Source organism: Burkholderia sp. IO2, from assembly GCF_029522185.1.
In the GTDB taxonomy this organism is placed as follows: domain Bacteria; phylum Pseudomonadota; class Gammaproteobacteria; order Burkholderiales; family Burkholderiaceae; genus Burkholderia; species Burkholderia cenocepacia.
Genome location: NZ_JAKWFH010000003.1, coordinates 168,346 through 184,184, shown reverse-complemented (window position 1 = coordinate 184,184; position 15,839 = coordinate 168,346). Strand labels below are relative to the sequence as shown.

Genomic DNA, 15,839 nt, shown 5'->3' with positions numbered 1-15,839 from the left:
GTCACGCGTCGTCCGCGGCCGACACGGTTGCGGACGCACCCTTCAGGCACTCGATGAAGTGCAGTGCGGCCGGCGTCAGCAACGCATGCCGCCGCATCACGATCGCGACCGTCAGCGCCGGCATCGGCTCGGCGAGATTCAACGCGACGATCCCGCGCGACTGGCGTTCGACGTCGGCGAGCGGTCGCGCGAACACGCCGAGCGCCTCCGTCTGCGACACGAGCCCGAGCGTCGCGGCAAACGATGGGCAGTGCACCACGCGTTTCGGTACGTCGAGGCCGAACGGCATGAAGATCGAGCGGATCAGGTCGTCGCCGCCTTCGCCGTAGCGCGGCACGCACCAGTGCGCATCGACGAGCTCGCGCAACGAGCGGGCCCGCGCGAGCCGATGCCGGCTTCGCGCGACGACCGCGAACGCCGTGCGGAACAACGGAATGCTCGCGAATTCGTCCGGGTCCGGCAGCGCGTTCGACAGTTGGTGCGTGACGATGAAGTCGAGCGAGCCGTCGCGCAGCCGCGCGAGGTCCGTCGCGGTCAGTGCATCGTCGACGTTCAGCGTCGCGCCGGGCAGGTCGCGCGTGAAGGCCGCGAACGCGCGCGGCAGGATCGTCAACGCGACGGTCGGGCTGACCGCGATCGATACCGAGCCGGTCGTGCCAAGCCGCAACTGCTCGATCTCGTCGCGCGTGCGCTGGATCTCCTCGACGATCAGCCGCGCGCGAATCGCGAATGCGCTGCCGTAATCGGTCAGCGCGATCCCCTTGACGCTGCGCACGACGAGCGGCACGCCCAGCTCGTGTTCGAGCTCGCGCACGATGCCGCTGACGGCCGGCTGCGTGACGCCGAGCGCACGCGCCGCACCGCGAATGGTGCGATGCTCGGCGACCGCGAGAAACGCATCGAGTTGCTTGAGCTTCATGGGCGATCGATCCAGTGAGAAAGAAAGCACGGGGGTCCGGGTGGAACGCCGGGTGACAAGTAAAAATTATCGTCCACAACAAAATCTTGGATTTTTCTTATTGGGTCGAGTGTATATGCTCGGTGCTTTTCAGGAGCGGCGACGATGATGCGCGTGAACCAGCAGAGACTGTGGGATTCGCTGATGGAGATGGCGACGATCGGCGCGACCGCGCACGGCGGCAGTTGCCGGCTCGCGCTGAGTGACGACGATGCGCAAGGCCGGCGCCGCTTCATCGCATGGTGCGAGGCCGCGGGCTGCGAAATCCGCATCGATCCGATCGGCAACGTGTTCGCGCGCCGGCCCGGCACGCAGCCCGGCTTGCCGGCCGTGATGTGCGGCAGCCATCTCGACACCCAGCCGCTCGGCGGCCGCTTCGACGGCGTCTATGGCGTGCTCGCGGGCCTCGAGGCGATCCGCACGCTGAACGAGCACGGCATCGCGACGCGGCACCCGATCGACGTCGTCGCGTGGACCAATGAGGAGGGCTCGCGCTTCACGCCGGGCATGATGGGCTCGGCCGTCTATGCAGGCGCGCTCGATCTCGACTACGCCCTGACGCGCCCGTGCATGCAGACGGGCGTGCTGCTGCGCGACGAACTCGAACGCACCGGTTTCGCCGGCACCGCGCGCGAGCGACAGATGCCGAAAGCGTATTTCGAAGCGCATATCGAGCAGGGGCCGGTGCTGGAGCAGGCCGGCTTGCCGATCGGCGTCGTGACGGGGGTGCAGGGCATTTACGAGCTCGACGTCACGGTGACCGGCTTCGAGTCGCATGCGGGCACGACGCCGATGAGCGTGCGCCGCGACGCGATGGGCGTGGCGGCCGCGATGATCGCCGCGATCGTCGAGCACGGCCATGCGTTCGATGCCGATGCGCGCGTGACCGTCGGCCATGTCGCGTGCGAGCCGAATTCACCGAGCACGATACCGGGCAAGGTGCGCTTCAGCGTCGACGTGCGCCACCCGTCGCGGCCGGCGCTGCAGCAACTCGTCGCCGATATCGAGGCGATCTGCATGGAGCGCACCGCGCTGCGTGGCACGCGCGTGCAGGTGCAGACGATCGCCGAATACGCGCCGGTGGTGTTCGATGCGGACTGCGTCGCGCGCGTGCGGCAGGCGACGGCCGCGGCCGGCTATCCATACCTGGAGATGTGCAGCGGCGCGGGGCACGACGCGGTGAACCTGTCATACGTCGCGCCGTCCGCGATGGTGTTCGTGCCGTGCAAGGCCGGGCTCAGCCACAACGAAGCGGAAGATGCCGATCCGGTGCACCTCGCGCACGGCGCGTCGGTGCTGGCGAACCTGCTGGCCGATTGCGCGCGTTGACTGCGTCGCCGGGTGCGGTTCGGCGCGCCCTTGCCAGCGTGAAAATGTCGGACAATGGCCGCTGCGCGCGCCGCGCCGGCGCTGCGTTCAACCGAAGCATTCACGCTTGCGAGATCCCCATGTCGACTCCCTTTCCCCGGGAACTGCTGAAGGCCGCCGATATCGCGAAGATGGAACCGACGCGCGCGGTGCATTCGCTCAATCCCAATGCCGTTCGTCTCAAGCGCCCGCTCAGCGACCTGACCGGGCTGACCCAATTCGGCGTTCACCTGCTCACGCTGATGCCCGGTCACGAATCGGCCGAATATCACCGCCACCTGTACGAAGAGGAATTCGTGTACGTGCTGTCCGGCACCGGCGCGGTGACGATCGGCGAGCACGCCAGCGAAATCGGGCCCGGCGATTTCATCGGCTTTCCGCGCGGCGGTGACGCGCATACGGTGCAGAACACCGGCGATGCGCCGCTGGAGCTGCTCGTCGGCGGCCAGCGGCTCGAGCACGACGTGTGCGAATACCCGCGCATCGGCAAGCGGCTTTATATCGCGGGCGAGCTCGAGGAGTATGTCGAGCTGCCGAAACAGCCGTAATGGCGAATTGCATTCGCCGTGACGGATTCCGTATAAAAATCGAATCAATCGCCTTTTGTTTAGATAAACAAAATAAAAATTCGTAAAAACACGGGGTAGAGAAAACGCGTTTATTTGGGCACGCTGGTGTCCATTGTCCGTTTCTGGGCGCCGGTATTTCGATAGGTCGGCGCAGCTTTTTTCGGATACCAGAATGCGGAAATAAATACGCGCCCGGCATTTTCGACCGATTGCGCGGGTGCGCGACAAGTCACGAAAAGATTCCTGATCGAAAGCTCAGTAGTTCGAACCAACGGCTTGATTCAAGAACGAAACGGAGACAGGCGATGTCGAGGAACTGGGGGTTGGGAACGGTGCTGCTGGCGCTGTGCGTGGCCGTGGCTTCTTGCGGCGGCGATGGCGATTCGCCGTCGGCCGTGGCGGCGAACATGTCGACGTCCGCGCAGTCGCAGGGCAATGAGAACGGCAACGGCGGCAACGACAACAGCAACGGCAACGAAAGCGGCAACGAAGCGGCAAGGAAAAACGCCGACATCCGCGTCGTCCAGTACGTCAACCCGCTGATCGGCACCGACTACGCGACCGACCAGCCGGCCGACCCGGTCGGCTCGGGTCTCGGCGGCGGCACGTTCCCCGGGCCGACGGTGCCGTTCGGGATGATGCAGTGGAGCCCGATGACGCCCACCGCGCAATACGACGGGCGCAAGGGCGACGGCTCCGGTTTCTCCGGCGGCTACTGGTACGGCGACACGTCGATCAACGCATTCAGCATCCTGCATCTGAGCGGCACCGGCTGCTGGGCGAACGGCGGCTACCTGAACGTGATGCCGCAGCTCGCGCCCGGCGACGCCGGCACGCCGGCCACGTTCGATCACGCGAACGAAACCGCGCAGGCCGGCTATTACGGCGTCACGCTCGGCAACGGCATCAAGGCCGAGCTGACGACGACGTTGCGCACCGGCTTCGCGCGCTTCACGTACCCGGCGCTCGCGCAGGGCCAGCAGGCGACGATCGCGATCGATCCGACCGTGCTGAACAACCGCGCGCAAGGCACGACGAGTGACACGGTCAGCCAGGTCGGCGACCGCGCGCTGTCGGGCACGATCGCGGGCGGCGGATTCTGCTGGGCCGGACATGCGGTGCCCGTCTACTACTACGCGGAATTCAGCCAGCCGTTCGCGGCGAAGCCGGCGCTGTCGAACAACCGCCCAGTCACGCTGACCTTCAACGTCGACAGCAAGCATCCGGACGTGATGATGAAGCTCGGCATCTCGTTCGTCAGCGAAGCGAACGCGAAGGCGAACCTGCGTGCGGAGAATCCGGCAACGGATGCGCGAGGCGAACGGAACTGGCGTTTCGACAAGGTGCGCCGCGCGGCGAGCGCCGCATGGAACGCCCGCCTGAACGCGATCCAGGTCGCGGGCGGCAGCGATGCCGACAAGACCAAGTTCTATACCGCGCTGTATCACGCGTCGCTGCATCCGAACGTGTTCAACGACGTGAACGGCCAGTATCCGGATTTCTACGCGTCGAACGGCGCATCGACCGCGCCGACGCGTCGGGTCGAAAACGGCCGCACGATGTACGCGAATTTCTCCGGCTGGGACATCGACCGTTCGTTCATCCAGTTGCAGGCGCTGCTCGATCCGGTGCGCACCAGCGACATCGTGCAGTCGCTCGTGCTCGATGCGAAGGCCTGTGGCGCGTTCCCGCGCTGGGCGTACTTCAATACGGAGACGGCCGTGATGCCCGGCGATGCGGGCTCGATCATCACGGCGAACGCGTATGCGTTCGGCGCTACGCACTTCGATACGCAGGCCGCGCTGTCGATCATGAAGGCCAGCACCGCGCCGGGTGCCGCGTGCGCGGGCACGCCGGTGATGGGCAGCCGCGCGGACTACGACCGGCTCGGCTACGTGCCCGCATCGGGCAGCGGCGACAACCAGAGCGCGTCGAACACGCTCGAATACGCCCTGCGCGATTTCGCGGTGTCGCGCTTCGCGACGGCGCTTGGCGACACGGCGACGGCCGGCGCGCTGCTGAAGTCGAGCGGCAACTGGCAACACCTGTTCGATCGCGGCGCGATCCGGCCGAAGACGTCAGCCGGCGCGTGGGTCACCGACGGATCGGGCTTCATGGAAGGCAATGCCGAGCAATACACGTGGTACGTGCCGCACGATCTCGCCGGCGTGATCGCGCAGGCGGGCGGCGCCGCGCCGGTCGTCAAGCGGCTCGACACGTTCTTCACGCACCTGAACATCGGCACCGAGCAGCCGTATTTCTACGTCGGCAACGAAGTGACGATGGCCGTGCCGTGGGTCTACGCGTGGGCCGGCGCGCCGTCGCATACGCAGCGCGTGCTGCACGCGTCGCTCGCCAACGCATTTGGCCCCGGCGCGGCGGGGCTGCCCGGCAACGACGATCTCGGCGCACTGTCCGGCTGGTACGTGTGGGCCTCGCTCGGTCTCTACCCGGTCGTGCCGGGTGTGAGCGGCGTTGCGCTGTCGAGCCCGCAGTTCGAGGCGATCACGGTGCGCGTCGGGCAGCAGGACGGCAGCTACCGCCTGCTGCACATCGCCGCGCCGGGCGCGGGTTCGGGCGACAGCGCGTCGTTCTACGTGAAGTCGCTGAAGCTGAACGGCACGTCGTGGCCCGCCGCGTGGCTGCCGCTCGAGCACATCGCGAAGGGCGGGAAGCTGACGTATGCGATGACGGCGGATGCGAGCGCCGCGACGTGGGGCGCCGATGCATCCGCGATGCCGTCGTTCCCGCGGGCGGCGGGCGCGCAATAGGGCGGGAGGATCGAAGAGCGGGTCTTGCCGACAGGATCGACGCAGAGAGAGGGAGGGACGAACGGATGAAGCTACGTCACGTGGTGGGTATCGGATGCCTTGCCGTGTTGTCGGGGTGCGGGGGCGATCAGGGGGCGACGGATGCGAGCGTGCTCGCGCAGATGTCGAACGCACCGGGCAACCAGAACGATCAAGGCAACCAGAACGACCAGGGCGATCAGAACGATCAGGGGGAAAACGGCGGCGCGCACAAGCGATCGGTGTTGCGTAGCGTCGATCCGATGATCGGCACGGCCAACCTCGACATCAACGCGGACTGGAGCAGCGGCGTGCGCGGCCACGGCCACGTGTATCCGGGCGCGACCGTGCCGTTCGGCATGGTGCAGCTCGGGCCGGACACGGCCGGCGGCGCGCATACGCTGCCGTGGAACTGGGATCGCACATCCGGCTACCAGTACGACGATCCGTTCATTACCGGCTTCACGCATACGCACCTGTCGGGGACCGGCATCGGCTCGGGCGGCGAAGTGCGGTTCCTGCCGACGCTCGCGCCGGTCGATACCGCGACGCTGGCCAAGGTTGCCGCCGATGCATCGATCACCTACGACGCGTCGTTCAGCCACGACGACGAAACCGCGAGCCCCGGCTACTACCGGGTGAAGCTGGCGCCGGTCGGCAGCGGCAACACGCCGTGGAACGTGCAGGGCGCGAAGATTCTCGCGGAAATGACGGCGACCACGCACGCGGGCGTGCATCGCTACACGTACTTCCCGAGCGCGGCGACGCAGAAACGCAGCATGATCGTGAGCATCGACAACCCGATCGGCGGCTCGACCGCGAGCGGCAAGATCCAGGTCGTCGACGCGCGGACGATCGCCGGCTGGCAGTTCACCAACAACTGGGCGAACGACAAGCCGACGTATTTCGTCGCGCGGTTCTCGAAGCCGTTCGATACGCAGCACGTCGCGTTCAGCGCGGACGGCTTCAAGGCGTACCTGACGTTCGCCGACGGCGGCGACGGCGCCGCGGTCACGGTGAAGGTCGGCATCTCGCCGTCGAGCATCGCGGATGCGCAGGCCAATCTCGCGTCGGAAGTCGGCGCGAAGTCGTTCGACCAGGTGCGCGGCGCGGCGGAGCGCGTGTGGAGCGCCGCGCTCGACCGGGTCCGGATCAAGGGCGGCAGCGCCGACCAGCGGACGATGTTCTACACGTCGCTGTACCGCACGATGCTCGCGCCGACGGTCTACAACAACGCGGACGGCAGCTACGTCGGCATGGATTCGTCGAACGACGGCACGACGTCGCCGCCGACCACCAGCAAGCATGCGAACCCGGGCTTCGACTATTCGTCGACGTTCTCGCTGTGGGACACGTTCCGCGCCGAGGCGCCACTGATGACGCTGGTGCAGCCCGAGCGCGTCGACGGCTGGGTCAAGTCGCTGCTGACGCAGTTCGCGCAGAACGGCAAGGGCGAGCTGCCGGTGTGGCCGCTGGCGCAAACGGAAACCTTCACGATGGCCGGCCACCCGTCGATTCCGATGATCGCGGATGCGTACCTGAAGCACCTGACGAGCGCGGGCATCGACGACATCTGGACCGCGTTGACGACCACGCAGCGCGCGAGCGCGCACGGCTTCGACCAGTATCGCCAGCGCGGCTACGTCTATGCGGGCGACAACGCGTCGGTGTCGACCACGCAGGACTATGCGTTCGACGACTGGGCGACGGCCGCGGTCGGCAAGGCGGCCGGCAAGAGCACGGCCGACTACCAGCCTTATCTGACACGCAGCCAGAACTACCGGAACGTGTTCAACCCGGCGCCGAACAACGGCTGGAAGTTCTCGCAGCCGAAGGGCGCGCAGGGCAACTGGGTCGCGGGCTTCGATCCGACGGCCGCCGAGAAGACCGACTTCTCCGAATCGAATTCGTGGGTCGACACGTGGAACATCTTCCACGACTTCCCGGGGTTGATCACGCTGCTCGGCGGCACAAGCCAGTTCATCGCGCAGCTCGACCGCACGTTCGATCCGGCCAACCCGCTGACCTTCCAGTACAACCAGGGCTTCCCGGACCTGACCGGCCGCAGCGGCCAGTACTTCGCGGGCAACGAACCGGCGAACCACCTGCCGTACCTGTACGACGTCGCCGGCATGCCGTCGAAGACGCAGGACCGCGTGCGCACGGTGATGGACGACATGTACTCGCTGACGCTCACGGCCGGCGATCGTGCATTGCTGAGCGGCGACAGCCTGAAGGCCGCGCTGAACGATCCGCGGCGCGTGCGCGATGCGGCAATTCCCGGCAACGACGACTGCGGCCAGTTGTCCGCGTGGTACGTGCTGTCCGCGCTCGGCATCTATTCGCTGAATCCGGTGGGCGGCGTGTTCTATTTCGGCACGCCGCTGTTCGAGGAGGCGTCGATCGACATCCCGATGGCATCAGGCAGCGGCACCGGCGGCGCGTTGACGTTCGGCGGTGCGCGACGCTTCACGATCACCGCGCATACGGCGTCGGGCGCCGCACCGTCGTCGGTCAATCGCTACGTGCAGTCGGTCAGCCTGAACGGCGCGCCGCTGCATCGGCCGTACATCACCTATGACGAGATCAAGGCCGGCGGCAGGCTCGATTTCGTGATGGGCTCGACCCCGAACGATGCGTGGGTCGGCCAGTGGAACGGCCAGGACCCGAACAGCGCGCTGGCGCCTTCGCTGCTGGCGGCCGGCGGCACGACCCGCGCGCAGTAGCAGCGCGCGCCGTCAACGCGCGCCGCCGGCGACGCTGCCCGACTCACCGGGCAGCGCGCGCGGCGGGCACGAAGGGGCCGGATCGATTGCGCCTCGATCCTGTGCCTCGTCGCGCTTATGATGCGGGAACGCCACTGACTGGGTTCCACGCCATGGACGCGCCGCTGCCGCCGATGTCTGCCCCGATTGCCGAAACGGCACCTGAAACCGAAACCGCCGGCGAGCCGCGCGCGGCGCGCCTGCACCGGCCGGTCGCGCTCGTCACCGGCTCGACGTCGGGGATCGGCGCGGCCGTCGCGCGGCGTCTCGCGGCCGACGGCTACGCGGTGATCCTGCATTCGCGTCGCTCGGCCGAGACCGGGCGTGCGATGGCGCGCGAACTCGGCGCGGCTTACGTGCAGGCCGATCTCGCCGACGATGCCGAGCGCGTGAGATTGATTCGCGACGCGCTCGCCGTGCACGGGCGGCTCGACGTGCTCGTCAACAACGCGGGCGTCAGCCGCGTGATCGCGCATGACGACCTCGCGGCCGCCACGTCCGACGTGTGGCGCGAGATGCACGAAATCAACGTGATCGCGCCGTTCCGGCTGGTGGCCGAAGCGGAGGCCGCGCTGCGCGAGTCGGCGTCGCGCGGGCGGGCCGGATGTGTGGTGAACGTCAGCTCGCATGCCGGCGTGCGGCCGAAGGGCGCGTCGATTCCGTATGCGGCCGCGAAGGCCGCGCTCAATCACACGACACGGCTGCTCGCCCGCACGCTCGCGCCGGCGATCCGCGTCAACGCGGTCGCGCCGGGGCTCGTCGATACGCCGCTGACCGCCGACTGGACGGACGCGCAGCAGCTCTGGCGCGAGCGCGCGCCGATGCGTCGCGCGGCGACGCCGGACGATATCGCGCAGACGGTCGCGATGCTCGTCGCGTCCGATTACGTGACGGGCGAGATCGTGATGCTCGACGGCGGGTTGAACCTGACTTGATGGGGTGACGGGCGACGGCTGACGCGGTGAACCGGCGGCGCGCGCATCGTATGCGCCGCCGCAGGGTTTGTTCGAACGCGCGATCGATCAGCCGAGGTTCGACCGCAGCCGTGCGAGCGCCTGATCGTGCGTGCGCTCGAACTTCAGCGGCGTGACCGCGATATACCCTTCGCCCAGCGCGACCGTTTCCGAATCCGCATCGTCGTCGCGCGGCGCGCGCGCGAGCTTCAGCCAGTGATAGTCGATCTCGCGCGGGTCGCGTCCCGACACGATCTCGACGCCCTGCAGCGTGCCGGCGCCCTGGTTCGTCACCTTCAGGCCGCGCACGTCGTCGGCCGGCCGCGGCGGGAAATTCACGTTGAGGCACGCGTCGCTGTCCCAGCCGGCCGCGACGAGCCGGCGGATGACGTCCGGCGCATGCGCGAGCGCGGTGCCCCACGGCACCGCATTGCGATCGGTGAAGGCCTGGCTCAGCGCGATGGCCGGCACGCCGACCAGCATGCTCGTCATCGCCGCGCCGACCGTGCCGGAAAACACCGTTTCGGTGCCGAGGTTCGCGCCGCGATTCACGCCGGACAGCACGACGTCGGGCCGCGCGCCCTTCATCAGGTGGCTGACCGCGATCGCGACGCAGTCGCCGGGCGTGCCGCGCACCGCGAAGCGGTGCTCGCCCTTGCGATGCACGCGCAGCGGTTCGTGCAGGCTCAGCGAATGCGACGTGCCGCTCTGGTCTTCGGCTGGAGCGACGATCCACACTTCGCGGGCGAGTTGCGTGGCGACCTGTTCGAGTATGTCGAGGCCGGGCGCGTCGAATCCGTCGTCGTTGGTGAGCAGGACACGGTCGAACAGCGGGCGGGTTGCTTGCATCGGGGCGATCCTCGCGAAGGGCAATCAGACGGGAAGGGCGGCGTGGCGCAAGCCACAAGGCTAGCACTCCCGCGCGAGGATCGTCGTGTCGCGCGCATGACGTCGGCCGGCGTGGACGTGAAAACGGGCGCATCGCGCGCCCGTTCGTCGTGTCGTGGAATGCGGTGCCGGGGTGGCCGGCGGCACCGCTCAGCCGAGCAGGTAGCGCAGCAGGCCGGCCGACACGACGCCGACGATGACGGTCGGCAGGATCGACAGGCGCGTCGCCGCAAGCAGCGTGAGTGCAAGCGCGAGCAGGTCGGCCGGGCGCGTCGACACGAAGGCCGGCGCGATCACCGAGATCAGCACGCAGCCGGGCACGTTCTCCATCACCGACGCCATGCGCGGGCTCAGCGTGCGGTTGCGCAGCAGCACGTAGCCGAGAATGCGCGACAGGTAGGTGGTCGACGCCATCAGCACGATCGTCGCGACCGTGCCGAAATCCGGAAGCTCAGGCATCGCGCGGCTCCCACAGCAGCGCGGCGATCAGCCCCGCGCAGGCGCCGGCCGCGACGTACCACGCACCGGGCAGCGCGAGATGGGTGGCCGCCGCGACGACGAGGCTCACGAACCACGGACGGCTCGCACGCACGCCTTTCCACATGCCGCGCAGCAGCACCAGAAACACGGCCGTGAACGCCATGTCGAAGCCGTACTGTTCGACGTTGCCGATCGTCGGGCCGACCGCCGCGCCGAGCGTCGTCATCGAGATCCACGTCAGATAGAGCCCGATGCAGATGCCCGCGTAATAGGGCACGCTGATGTGCGTGGCCGAGCGCTCGCGTGCATCGGCGAGCGACATCGCCCAGCTCTCGTCGCACATGAAGAACAGCGCGACGAACGCGCGGCGGCGCGGCAGGCGCCGGATATACGGCTCGAACGCGGCGCCCATCAGGATGTGGCGCGAATTCACGAGGAACGACATCGCGACGATCAGCGCGATGTGCGGCGGCGACGTCCACAGATGGATCGCCGCGAATTCGGAGCCGCCGCCGAAGTTCAGGCCCGTCATCATCGGCACCTCGAACAGGCTCAGTCCTTTCTGCGCGGCCTGCGCGCCCAGCACCAGCGCGAACGGCACGAAACCGAGCATGACGGGCAGCGCCGCGCGCAAACCGCGACCCATCTCGGCGACATAGGCGGGCTTGTTGCGAAGCCCGGACGACGTTGAAACGCTACTGCTCATCACTCCTCCTTCGGGGGAGGAATTGTCTGCTTTTTTGACTCGAATCGGGTTGCATTGTCGCCAGATTTTTCTCAGAATTTGGCATTGAACGCGTGATACACGAATTTTTTGGAATCCGATGCCAAATGAAACTTGACGCTATCGACCGCCGGATCCTGAGCGCGCTGCAGCGCGACGGCCGTATGCAGAACGTGGAGCTCGCGCACGAGGTGGGGCTGTCGCCGTCGCCGTGCCTGCGGCGCGTACGGCTGCTCGAGGAAGCCGGCGTGATCGAGAAGTACGTGGCCGTGCTGAACCCGGCGAAGGTCGGCAAGGGGCTGACGATCTTCACGCGCGTGTGGCTGAAGGGGCAGGACGCGGAATCGGTGAACCGTTTCGCCGAGGCCGTCCAGCAGATGCCAGAAGTCGTCGAATGCCACCTGATGGCCGGCGACTGCGATTTCCTGCTGCGCGTCGTCGCGGCCGACATCGACGATTACCGGCGCTTCCAGATGGAATACCTGACGCGCATCCCCGGCGTGCTCAGCGTGAAGACCGACATTCCGATGCAGAAGGTCAAGCTCACGTCGGCGCTACCGACCTAGCGCGAAGCGGGCGCGCGGTGGCGCGTCGACGCGCGGTCATCGCGCGGTGACAATCGCCCGATACACTGACGGGGTGAGTCGCGTCGCACGGAGTGCCGGTGCGCTCGCGTACTGTTCGATGTGCAAGCAACTAACGGTCAATGCCGACGCGATCGGCCCAGCGGCGCTGCGTGGCGCGCCGGGCCGCGCGTCGCAGAGGATGCGTTTCTTCCTGTCGAGCCCTACATGCAGCCATTCAATACGCCGTGGAATTCGCTGGAAATCGTCAAGCTCGCGCTCGGCGTGCTGACGCCGTTGTCGGTCGCCTGTCTCGGCTGGCTCGTCGCGCGCCGACTGAAGCGGCTCGAGCTCGTGCAGTGGACCAACCAGCGGCTGATCGAGAAGCGGCTCTCGCTGTACGACACGGTCGCGCCGCAGCTCAATGCGCTGCTGTGCTTCTACACGTGGATCGGTTACTGGAAGGACATCTCGCCGGACGACGTGATCCGCGCGAAGCGTGACCTCGACCGCACGTTCCACATATACCGCTACCTGTTCGACGACGACGTGTACGACGCGTATCACACGTTCATCCACGCGTTGTTCGAGATGCATACGGGGCCGGGCCGCGACGCGCGGATCCGCTCGCTGATCCAGGCGCCCGACGGCGATCGCAGCGTGCACGGTTCGTATCAATGGAAGCCGGCATGGTCCGAGCGTTTCTCGACCGCGAATGTCGTGTCGAAGGACGACGTGCTGCGGCATTACACGCGGTTGATGGAGCGGCTGCGCGTGGCGCTGGGTGCGACGCGCTGAAGGGTGCTGGGTTCGGGCGCTTCGCGTGTCACGCCAGTATCGAAATCCGCCACCCGGCGGCGCGGATTCCCGCCCTTGCAGATGAAGCGGATGCGGCGTGCGGCTGCGCCTGCCATGCTCGCGCCATGTCCACTCGCGCGAGGTTCGTATGGTCGTCGACACCGGCCGCCAGCCGCTTCTGATCCGTTCGCCCGGCGCGCGCCGGCGGCTCCTTTTCGCCGGCGCTCCCGACTCGCTTGCCGAGCCGTTGCCGGCCGAACCGGAAATCGGCGACATCGTCTTCATCCGCGTCACCGTGCGGCCGTTTCTCGAAGTGGCGAGCGCGACGCGTTCATGGACGAATCACGTCGGCATCGTCGTCGGCGAGCGTGGCGGCGAGACGCTGATCGCCGAAAGCACGTTTCCGCTGTCGCGCGTCACGACGATGTCGCGGTTTCTCGCTCGCTCCGATCGCGGCGCATGCGTGATCGCGCGGCTCAGGCAGCCGCTCGACGCCGCGCAGCGTCGCGAACTCGTCGCCGCGGCGATGCGCCGGATCGGTGTGGTCTACGACACGGGTTTCAATCTCGCGTCGCGCCGGCAGTTTTGCTCACGTTTCGTGCGCGAGGTCGTGTGCGAGGCGACGCGGATCGTGCTCGGCGACGTCGAGACCTTCTACACGCTGCTGCACCGGAATCCCGATCATCCGCTCGGCTTCTGGAGGATCTGGTATTTCGGCCGGATTCCGTGGCACCGCCGCACGGTGACGCCGGCAAGCATCCTCGATAGCGGTGCGTTGCGCGTGGTGATGGACACGCGTGATTCGGGTACCGGTCGCGACGACTGACGGCCTCGCGTGTCGTCGGGGCGCGCACGGTTCCGTTCGCGCTGCTGGCTGCCCTCAGTGCCGTCCCGCTATCGCGAGCCGCGCCGCCAGCCCCACGAACACCGACCCCAGCAGATACTGCGGTACTTTCGACGGCCGGCGGCGCGCGCCGATCCGCTGGCTCAGCCGGCTCGCGGACAGAATCACTGCGCCGTTCACGACGATCCCGATCAGGTTGAGCACCGTCGCGAGCACGAGAATCTGCACGGCGATCGAGCCGTGCTCGGGCCGCACGAACTGCGGGAACAGCGCGAGCACGAACAGCGCCATCTTCGGGTTCAGCAGGTTCGTCGTCAGCCCTTGGCGAAAGATCGTCGCGGTCGAATGGCGACGTGGCGACGCGACGGGCGACAACGCGGCCGCACTCGAACGGAAGGTTTTCCACGCGAGATACAGCAGATACGCGGCGCCTGCGAAGCGCACCGCGTCATAGGCGAGCGGCACCGCAACGAACAGCTGCGACAGACCGAACGCGGCCGCGAGCGCGTGGCAGTAGGTGCCGGCCTGGATGCCCGCGAGCGTCGCGAAGCCGGCGCGTCGCCCCTGGCTCACACTGCGGGACGCGATCAGCAACATGTCGGGGCCCGGCGTAATGGTCAGCGCGAGACACGCGCCGGAGAACAGCGCGAGCGCGGAGAAGTCGATCATGGCAGTCCCTTTTGCGAGTGCGGCGTAAAAGGGAATCCAGTTTAGGAGGGCGGGCGAAGCCGGTCAATCGAGCGAACGGACGATGGCCTGGCGGCACGGATCGCATGACGCATGCATCGCGCATGCGCCGCCTGCACGCCGTTCACTGCTTGCGACAGGCAACCTGATAGTCGATCACGGTGTTCTTGGAAGGCCGGTCCGGCTCGCCGCCCACCGTCGTCACGCCGAGCACGCCGGCCGCATTCCGGTAGCGCAGCGCGCAATACCCGATGCCGGTGCCCGAGCACGCTTCGGCTTCGATAATGCCGTGCTTCGCGAGCGTTGCAGCCCCGTCCATCGCGTCCGGCTTCTCGCGCGGCCGCAGCGGTTGCCAGCCATGCGCGATCAGTATCTTGCGGGCCGCGTCGAGCGGCTTGCCGTATACGTTCGGCACGACCGCGCGGCCGCTGCAGTGCGTGCTTTCGGCGGCGACGCGGGTCAGCCGCAGGCCGCCGTTTTCCTCGTGCAGCTCGCCGACGGGCGCTCCGGGGCCGTCGCCGCCCCAGACGAGCAGTGCACCATTCTCCAGACGATCGACCGAGCCGAGCTGCCAGCCTGCCTTGCGCGCCGTGTAGCCCAGCGCGACGAGCGTCGCGCCCTCGAATACGCCGAGGTTGCCGTTGCGCGCGAAACAGATTGCGCTCGTGCCGGCGTTGAATCCGCTCGCGAAGCTCACGACCGTGTAGCGCCCAAGCGGTGCCTCGGATGTCACGATCCAGTCGCGCTTCGCGACTTCGCGGCCGGCCGCCGTGGTCGGCTTCGCGCGATATCGCGTGCAGAACGGATCGAGCGAACCTCTTTCAGGCGAGTGCGGCAGCGTGCCGAGCGGCACGAGCGACGCTCCGGCGATATCGGAGGCCGTGCGCAGCGGCTTGGCCGATGCCGTGCCGCCGAACGTGGCGCCGGCAAATACCGCGACCGAAACGATCGACGCCAGATGCCGGGTGAGCGGCGAGGCAACGGAAGGAAGCACGCTGGTTGTCTCCGGGGAAAGTGGGACGGGCGCGGCAAGCGCTTTTTCGCCCGTCCGTCACGGTCGCGCGCGCCGCCTGGCGGCACGCGTACGTGTCGCCGCCGACTCAGTCCTTCGCGACGACGTCGATGCGCAGTGCGTCGCCGCCGGCCACGATCGCCAGCAGACGATCGACGTTCGGGTGCGCGCCCGGACGATTGCGCGCGTCGGCCGTATGCTCGGCGAACACCGCGAGGCCGTGCTCGGCCGCTTTCGCGTCGAGCGTGCCGAACGCCTGCTTCAGATAGTGGTACACCGCGAGCGAGCCCTGCTTGCCTGGCTGGTTCTCGATGGTCGCGACCACGTCGCCGTTCGCGCCGACGAGATCGATGCGCGCGATGCCGTCGATGGCCGGCAGTTGCGCGAGGTTGTCCTTGAATACTGGGGTCGGTTGAATCACTGAAAACACTCCGTCGGTTC

Annotated in this window: 15 protein-coding genes; 8 read left to right on the top strand and 7 right to left on the bottom strand. The window is 67.6% G+C overall.

What is annotated here, in order from left to right:
• Position 1: 1 nt before the first annotated feature.
• Entirely contained in the window at positions 2-919 is a 918-nt protein-coding gene (locus tag MMB92_RS03205) for a LysR substrate-binding domain-containing protein (RefSeq protein ID WP_006494622.1), read from the bottom strand.
• A 144-nt stretch (positions 920-1,063) separates the two neighbouring features.
• On the opposite strand from MMB92_RS03205, the gene MMB92_RS03200 reads away from it, so the two are divergent.
• The 5 genes from MMB92_RS03200 (at position 1,064) to MMB92_RS03180 (ending at position 9,384) form a co-directional block, all read left to right on the top strand.
• The gene (locus tag MMB92_RS03200) at positions 1,064-2,287 is read left to right on the top strand and encodes a Zn-dependent hydrolase (RefSeq protein WP_006488437.1); all 1,224 of its coding nucleotides are present in this window, start codon (positions 1,064-1,066) and stop codon (positions 2,285-2,287) included.
• 119 nt (positions 2,288-2,406) lie between these two features.
• On the top strand, positions 2,407-2,874 hold the full coding sequence (locus MMB92_RS03195) for a cupin domain-containing protein (protein ID WP_006488377.1): 468 nt from the start codon (positions 2,407-2,409) through the stop codon (positions 2,872-2,874).
• 326 nt (positions 2,875-3,200) lie between these two features.
• Positions 3,201-5,666, top strand: coding sequence for a GH92 family glycosyl hydrolase (locus tag MMB92_RS03190; protein WP_277562509.1), 2,466 nt, complete (start codon positions 3,201-3,203; stop codon positions 5,664-5,666).
• Between the two features lie 65 nt (positions 5,667-5,731).
• Complete coding sequence (locus MMB92_RS03185; RefSeq protein WP_060265462.1) at positions 5,732-8,410, top strand: GH92 family glycosyl hydrolase; 2,679 nt, start codon at positions 5,732-5,734, stop codon at positions 8,408-8,410.
• A gap of 152 nt (positions 8,411-8,562) precedes the next feature.
• Positions 8,563-9,384: an SDR family oxidoreductase gene (locus tag MMB92_RS03180; RefSeq protein ID WP_034202882.1), complete on the top strand. Its 822-nt coding sequence runs from the start codon at positions 8,563-8,565 to the stop codon at positions 9,382-9,384.
• An 87-nt stretch (positions 9,385-9,471) separates the two neighbouring features.
• Here the strand turns inward: MMB92_RS03180 and surE are convergent, their stop codons facing one another.
• The 3 genes from surE to MMB92_RS03165 form a co-directional block, all read right to left on the bottom strand.
• A complete protein-coding gene (gene surE / locus MMB92_RS03175; RefSeq protein ID WP_006494616.1) occupies positions 9,472-10,251 on the bottom strand; it encodes a 5'/3'-nucleotidase SurE in 780 nt (259 codons plus the stop codon).
• Between the two features lie 189 nt (positions 10,252-10,440).
• Complete coding sequence (locus MMB92_RS03170; RefSeq protein WP_006486305.1) at positions 10,441-10,749, bottom strand: AzlD family protein; 309 nt, start codon at positions 10,747-10,749, stop codon at positions 10,441-10,443.
• Entirely contained in the window at positions 10,742-11,476 is a 735-nt protein-coding gene (locus MMB92_RS03165) for an AzlC family ABC transporter permease (RefSeq protein ID WP_058902653.1), read from the bottom strand. The genes MMB92_RS03170 and MMB92_RS03165 overlap by 8 nt, the downstream gene beginning before the upstream one ends.
• Positions 11,477-11,601: 125 nt before the next feature.
• On the opposite strand from MMB92_RS03165, the gene MMB92_RS03160 reads away from it, so the two are divergent.
• The 3 genes from MMB92_RS03160 to MMB92_RS03150 all read left to right on the top strand — a co-directional run bounded on the left by MMB92_RS03160 (position 11,602) and on the right by MMB92_RS03150 (position 13,681).
• Positions 11,602-12,060, top strand: a complete 459-nt coding sequence (locus MMB92_RS03160; protein ID WP_006486309.1) for an Lrp/AsnC family transcriptional regulator — start codon at positions 11,602-11,604, stop codon at positions 12,058-12,060.
• A gap of 225 nt (positions 12,061-12,285) precedes the next feature.
• Positions 12,286-12,855 (top strand): hypothetical protein, encoded by a 570-nt coding sequence (locus MMB92_RS03155; protein WP_006486306.1) that lies wholly within the window; start codon positions 12,286-12,288, stop codon positions 12,853-12,855.
• A 148-nt stretch (positions 12,856-13,003) separates the two neighbouring features.
• Complete coding sequence (locus MMB92_RS03150) at positions 13,004-13,681, top strand: YebB family permuted papain-like enzyme (protein WP_006486296.1); 678 nt, start codon at positions 13,004-13,006, stop codon at positions 13,679-13,681.
• Between the two features lie 54 nt (positions 13,682-13,735).
• Here MMB92_RS03150 and MMB92_RS03145 read toward each other — a convergent pair whose 3' ends face one another.
• From MMB92_RS03145 to MMB92_RS03135, 3 genes are all read right to left on the bottom strand, one after another.
• A complete protein-coding gene (locus MMB92_RS03145; RefSeq protein WP_277562508.1) occupies positions 13,736-14,368 on the bottom strand; it encodes a LysE family translocator in 633 nt (210 codons plus the stop codon).
• 142 nt (positions 14,369-14,510) lie between these two features.
• Positions 14,511-15,380 (bottom strand): PASTA domain-containing protein, encoded by an 870-nt coding sequence (locus tag MMB92_RS03140; protein ID WP_277562507.1) that lies wholly within the window; start codon positions 15,378-15,380, stop codon positions 14,511-14,513.
• A gap of 106 nt (positions 15,381-15,486) precedes the next feature.
• Complete coding sequence (locus tag MMB92_RS03135; protein WP_006493310.1) at positions 15,487-15,819, bottom strand: DUF2322 family protein; 333 nt, start codon at positions 15,817-15,819, stop codon at positions 15,487-15,489.
• Positions 15,820-15,839: the final 20 nt, after the last annotated feature.

Bases quoted from the DNA above. Each gene is read 5' to 3' on its own strand.
- MMB92_RS03185 (WP_060265462.1), top strand. From the start codon at position 5,732: ATGAAGCTACGTCACGTGGTGGGTATCGGATGCCTTGCCGTGTTGTCG.
- MMB92_RS03145 (WP_277562508.1), bottom strand. From the start codon at position 14,368: ATGATCGACTTCTCCGCGCTCGCGCTGTTCTCCGGCGCGTGTCTCGCG.
- MMB92_RS03205 (WP_006494622.1), bottom strand. From the start codon at position 919: ATGAAGCTCAAGCAACTCGATGCGTTTCTCGCGGTCGCCGAGCATCGC.
- MMB92_RS03155 (WP_006486306.1), top strand. From the start codon at position 12,286: ATGCAGCCATTCAATACGCCGTGGAATTCGCTGGAAATCGTCAAGCTC.
- MMB92_RS03190 (WP_277562509.1), top strand. From the start codon at position 3,201: ATGTCGAGGAACTGGGGGTTGGGAACGGTGCTGCTGGCGCTGTGCGTG.
- surE (WP_006494616.1), bottom strand. From the start codon at position 10,251: ATGCAAGCAACCCGCCCGCTGTTCGACCGTGTCCTGCTCACCAACGAC.
- MMB92_RS03160 (WP_006486309.1), top strand. From the start codon at position 11,602: ATGAAACTTGACGCTATCGACCGCCGGATCCTGAGCGCGCTGCAGCGC.
- MMB92_RS03170 (WP_006486305.1), bottom strand. From the start codon at position 10,749: ATGCCTGAGCTTCCGGATTTCGGCACGGTCGCGACGATCGTGCTGATG.
- MMB92_RS03195 (WP_006488377.1), top strand. From the start codon at position 2,407: ATGTCGACTCCCTTTCCCCGGGAACTGCTGAAGGCCGCCGATATCGCG.
- MMB92_RS03165 (WP_058902653.1), bottom strand. From the start codon at position 11,476: ATGAGCAGTAGCGTTTCAACGTCGTCCGGGCTTCGCAACAAGCCCGCC.
- MMB92_RS03150 (WP_006486296.1), top strand. From the start codon at position 13,004: ATGGTCGTCGACACCGGCCGCCAGCCGCTTCTGATCCGTTCGCCCGGC.
- MMB92_RS03180 (WP_034202882.1), top strand. From the start codon at position 8,563: ATGGACGCGCCGCTGCCGCCGATGTCTGCCCCGATTGCCGAAACGGCA.
- MMB92_RS03200 (WP_006488437.1), top strand. From the start codon at position 1,064: ATGATGCGCGTGAACCAGCAGAGACTGTGGGATTCGCTGATGGAGATG.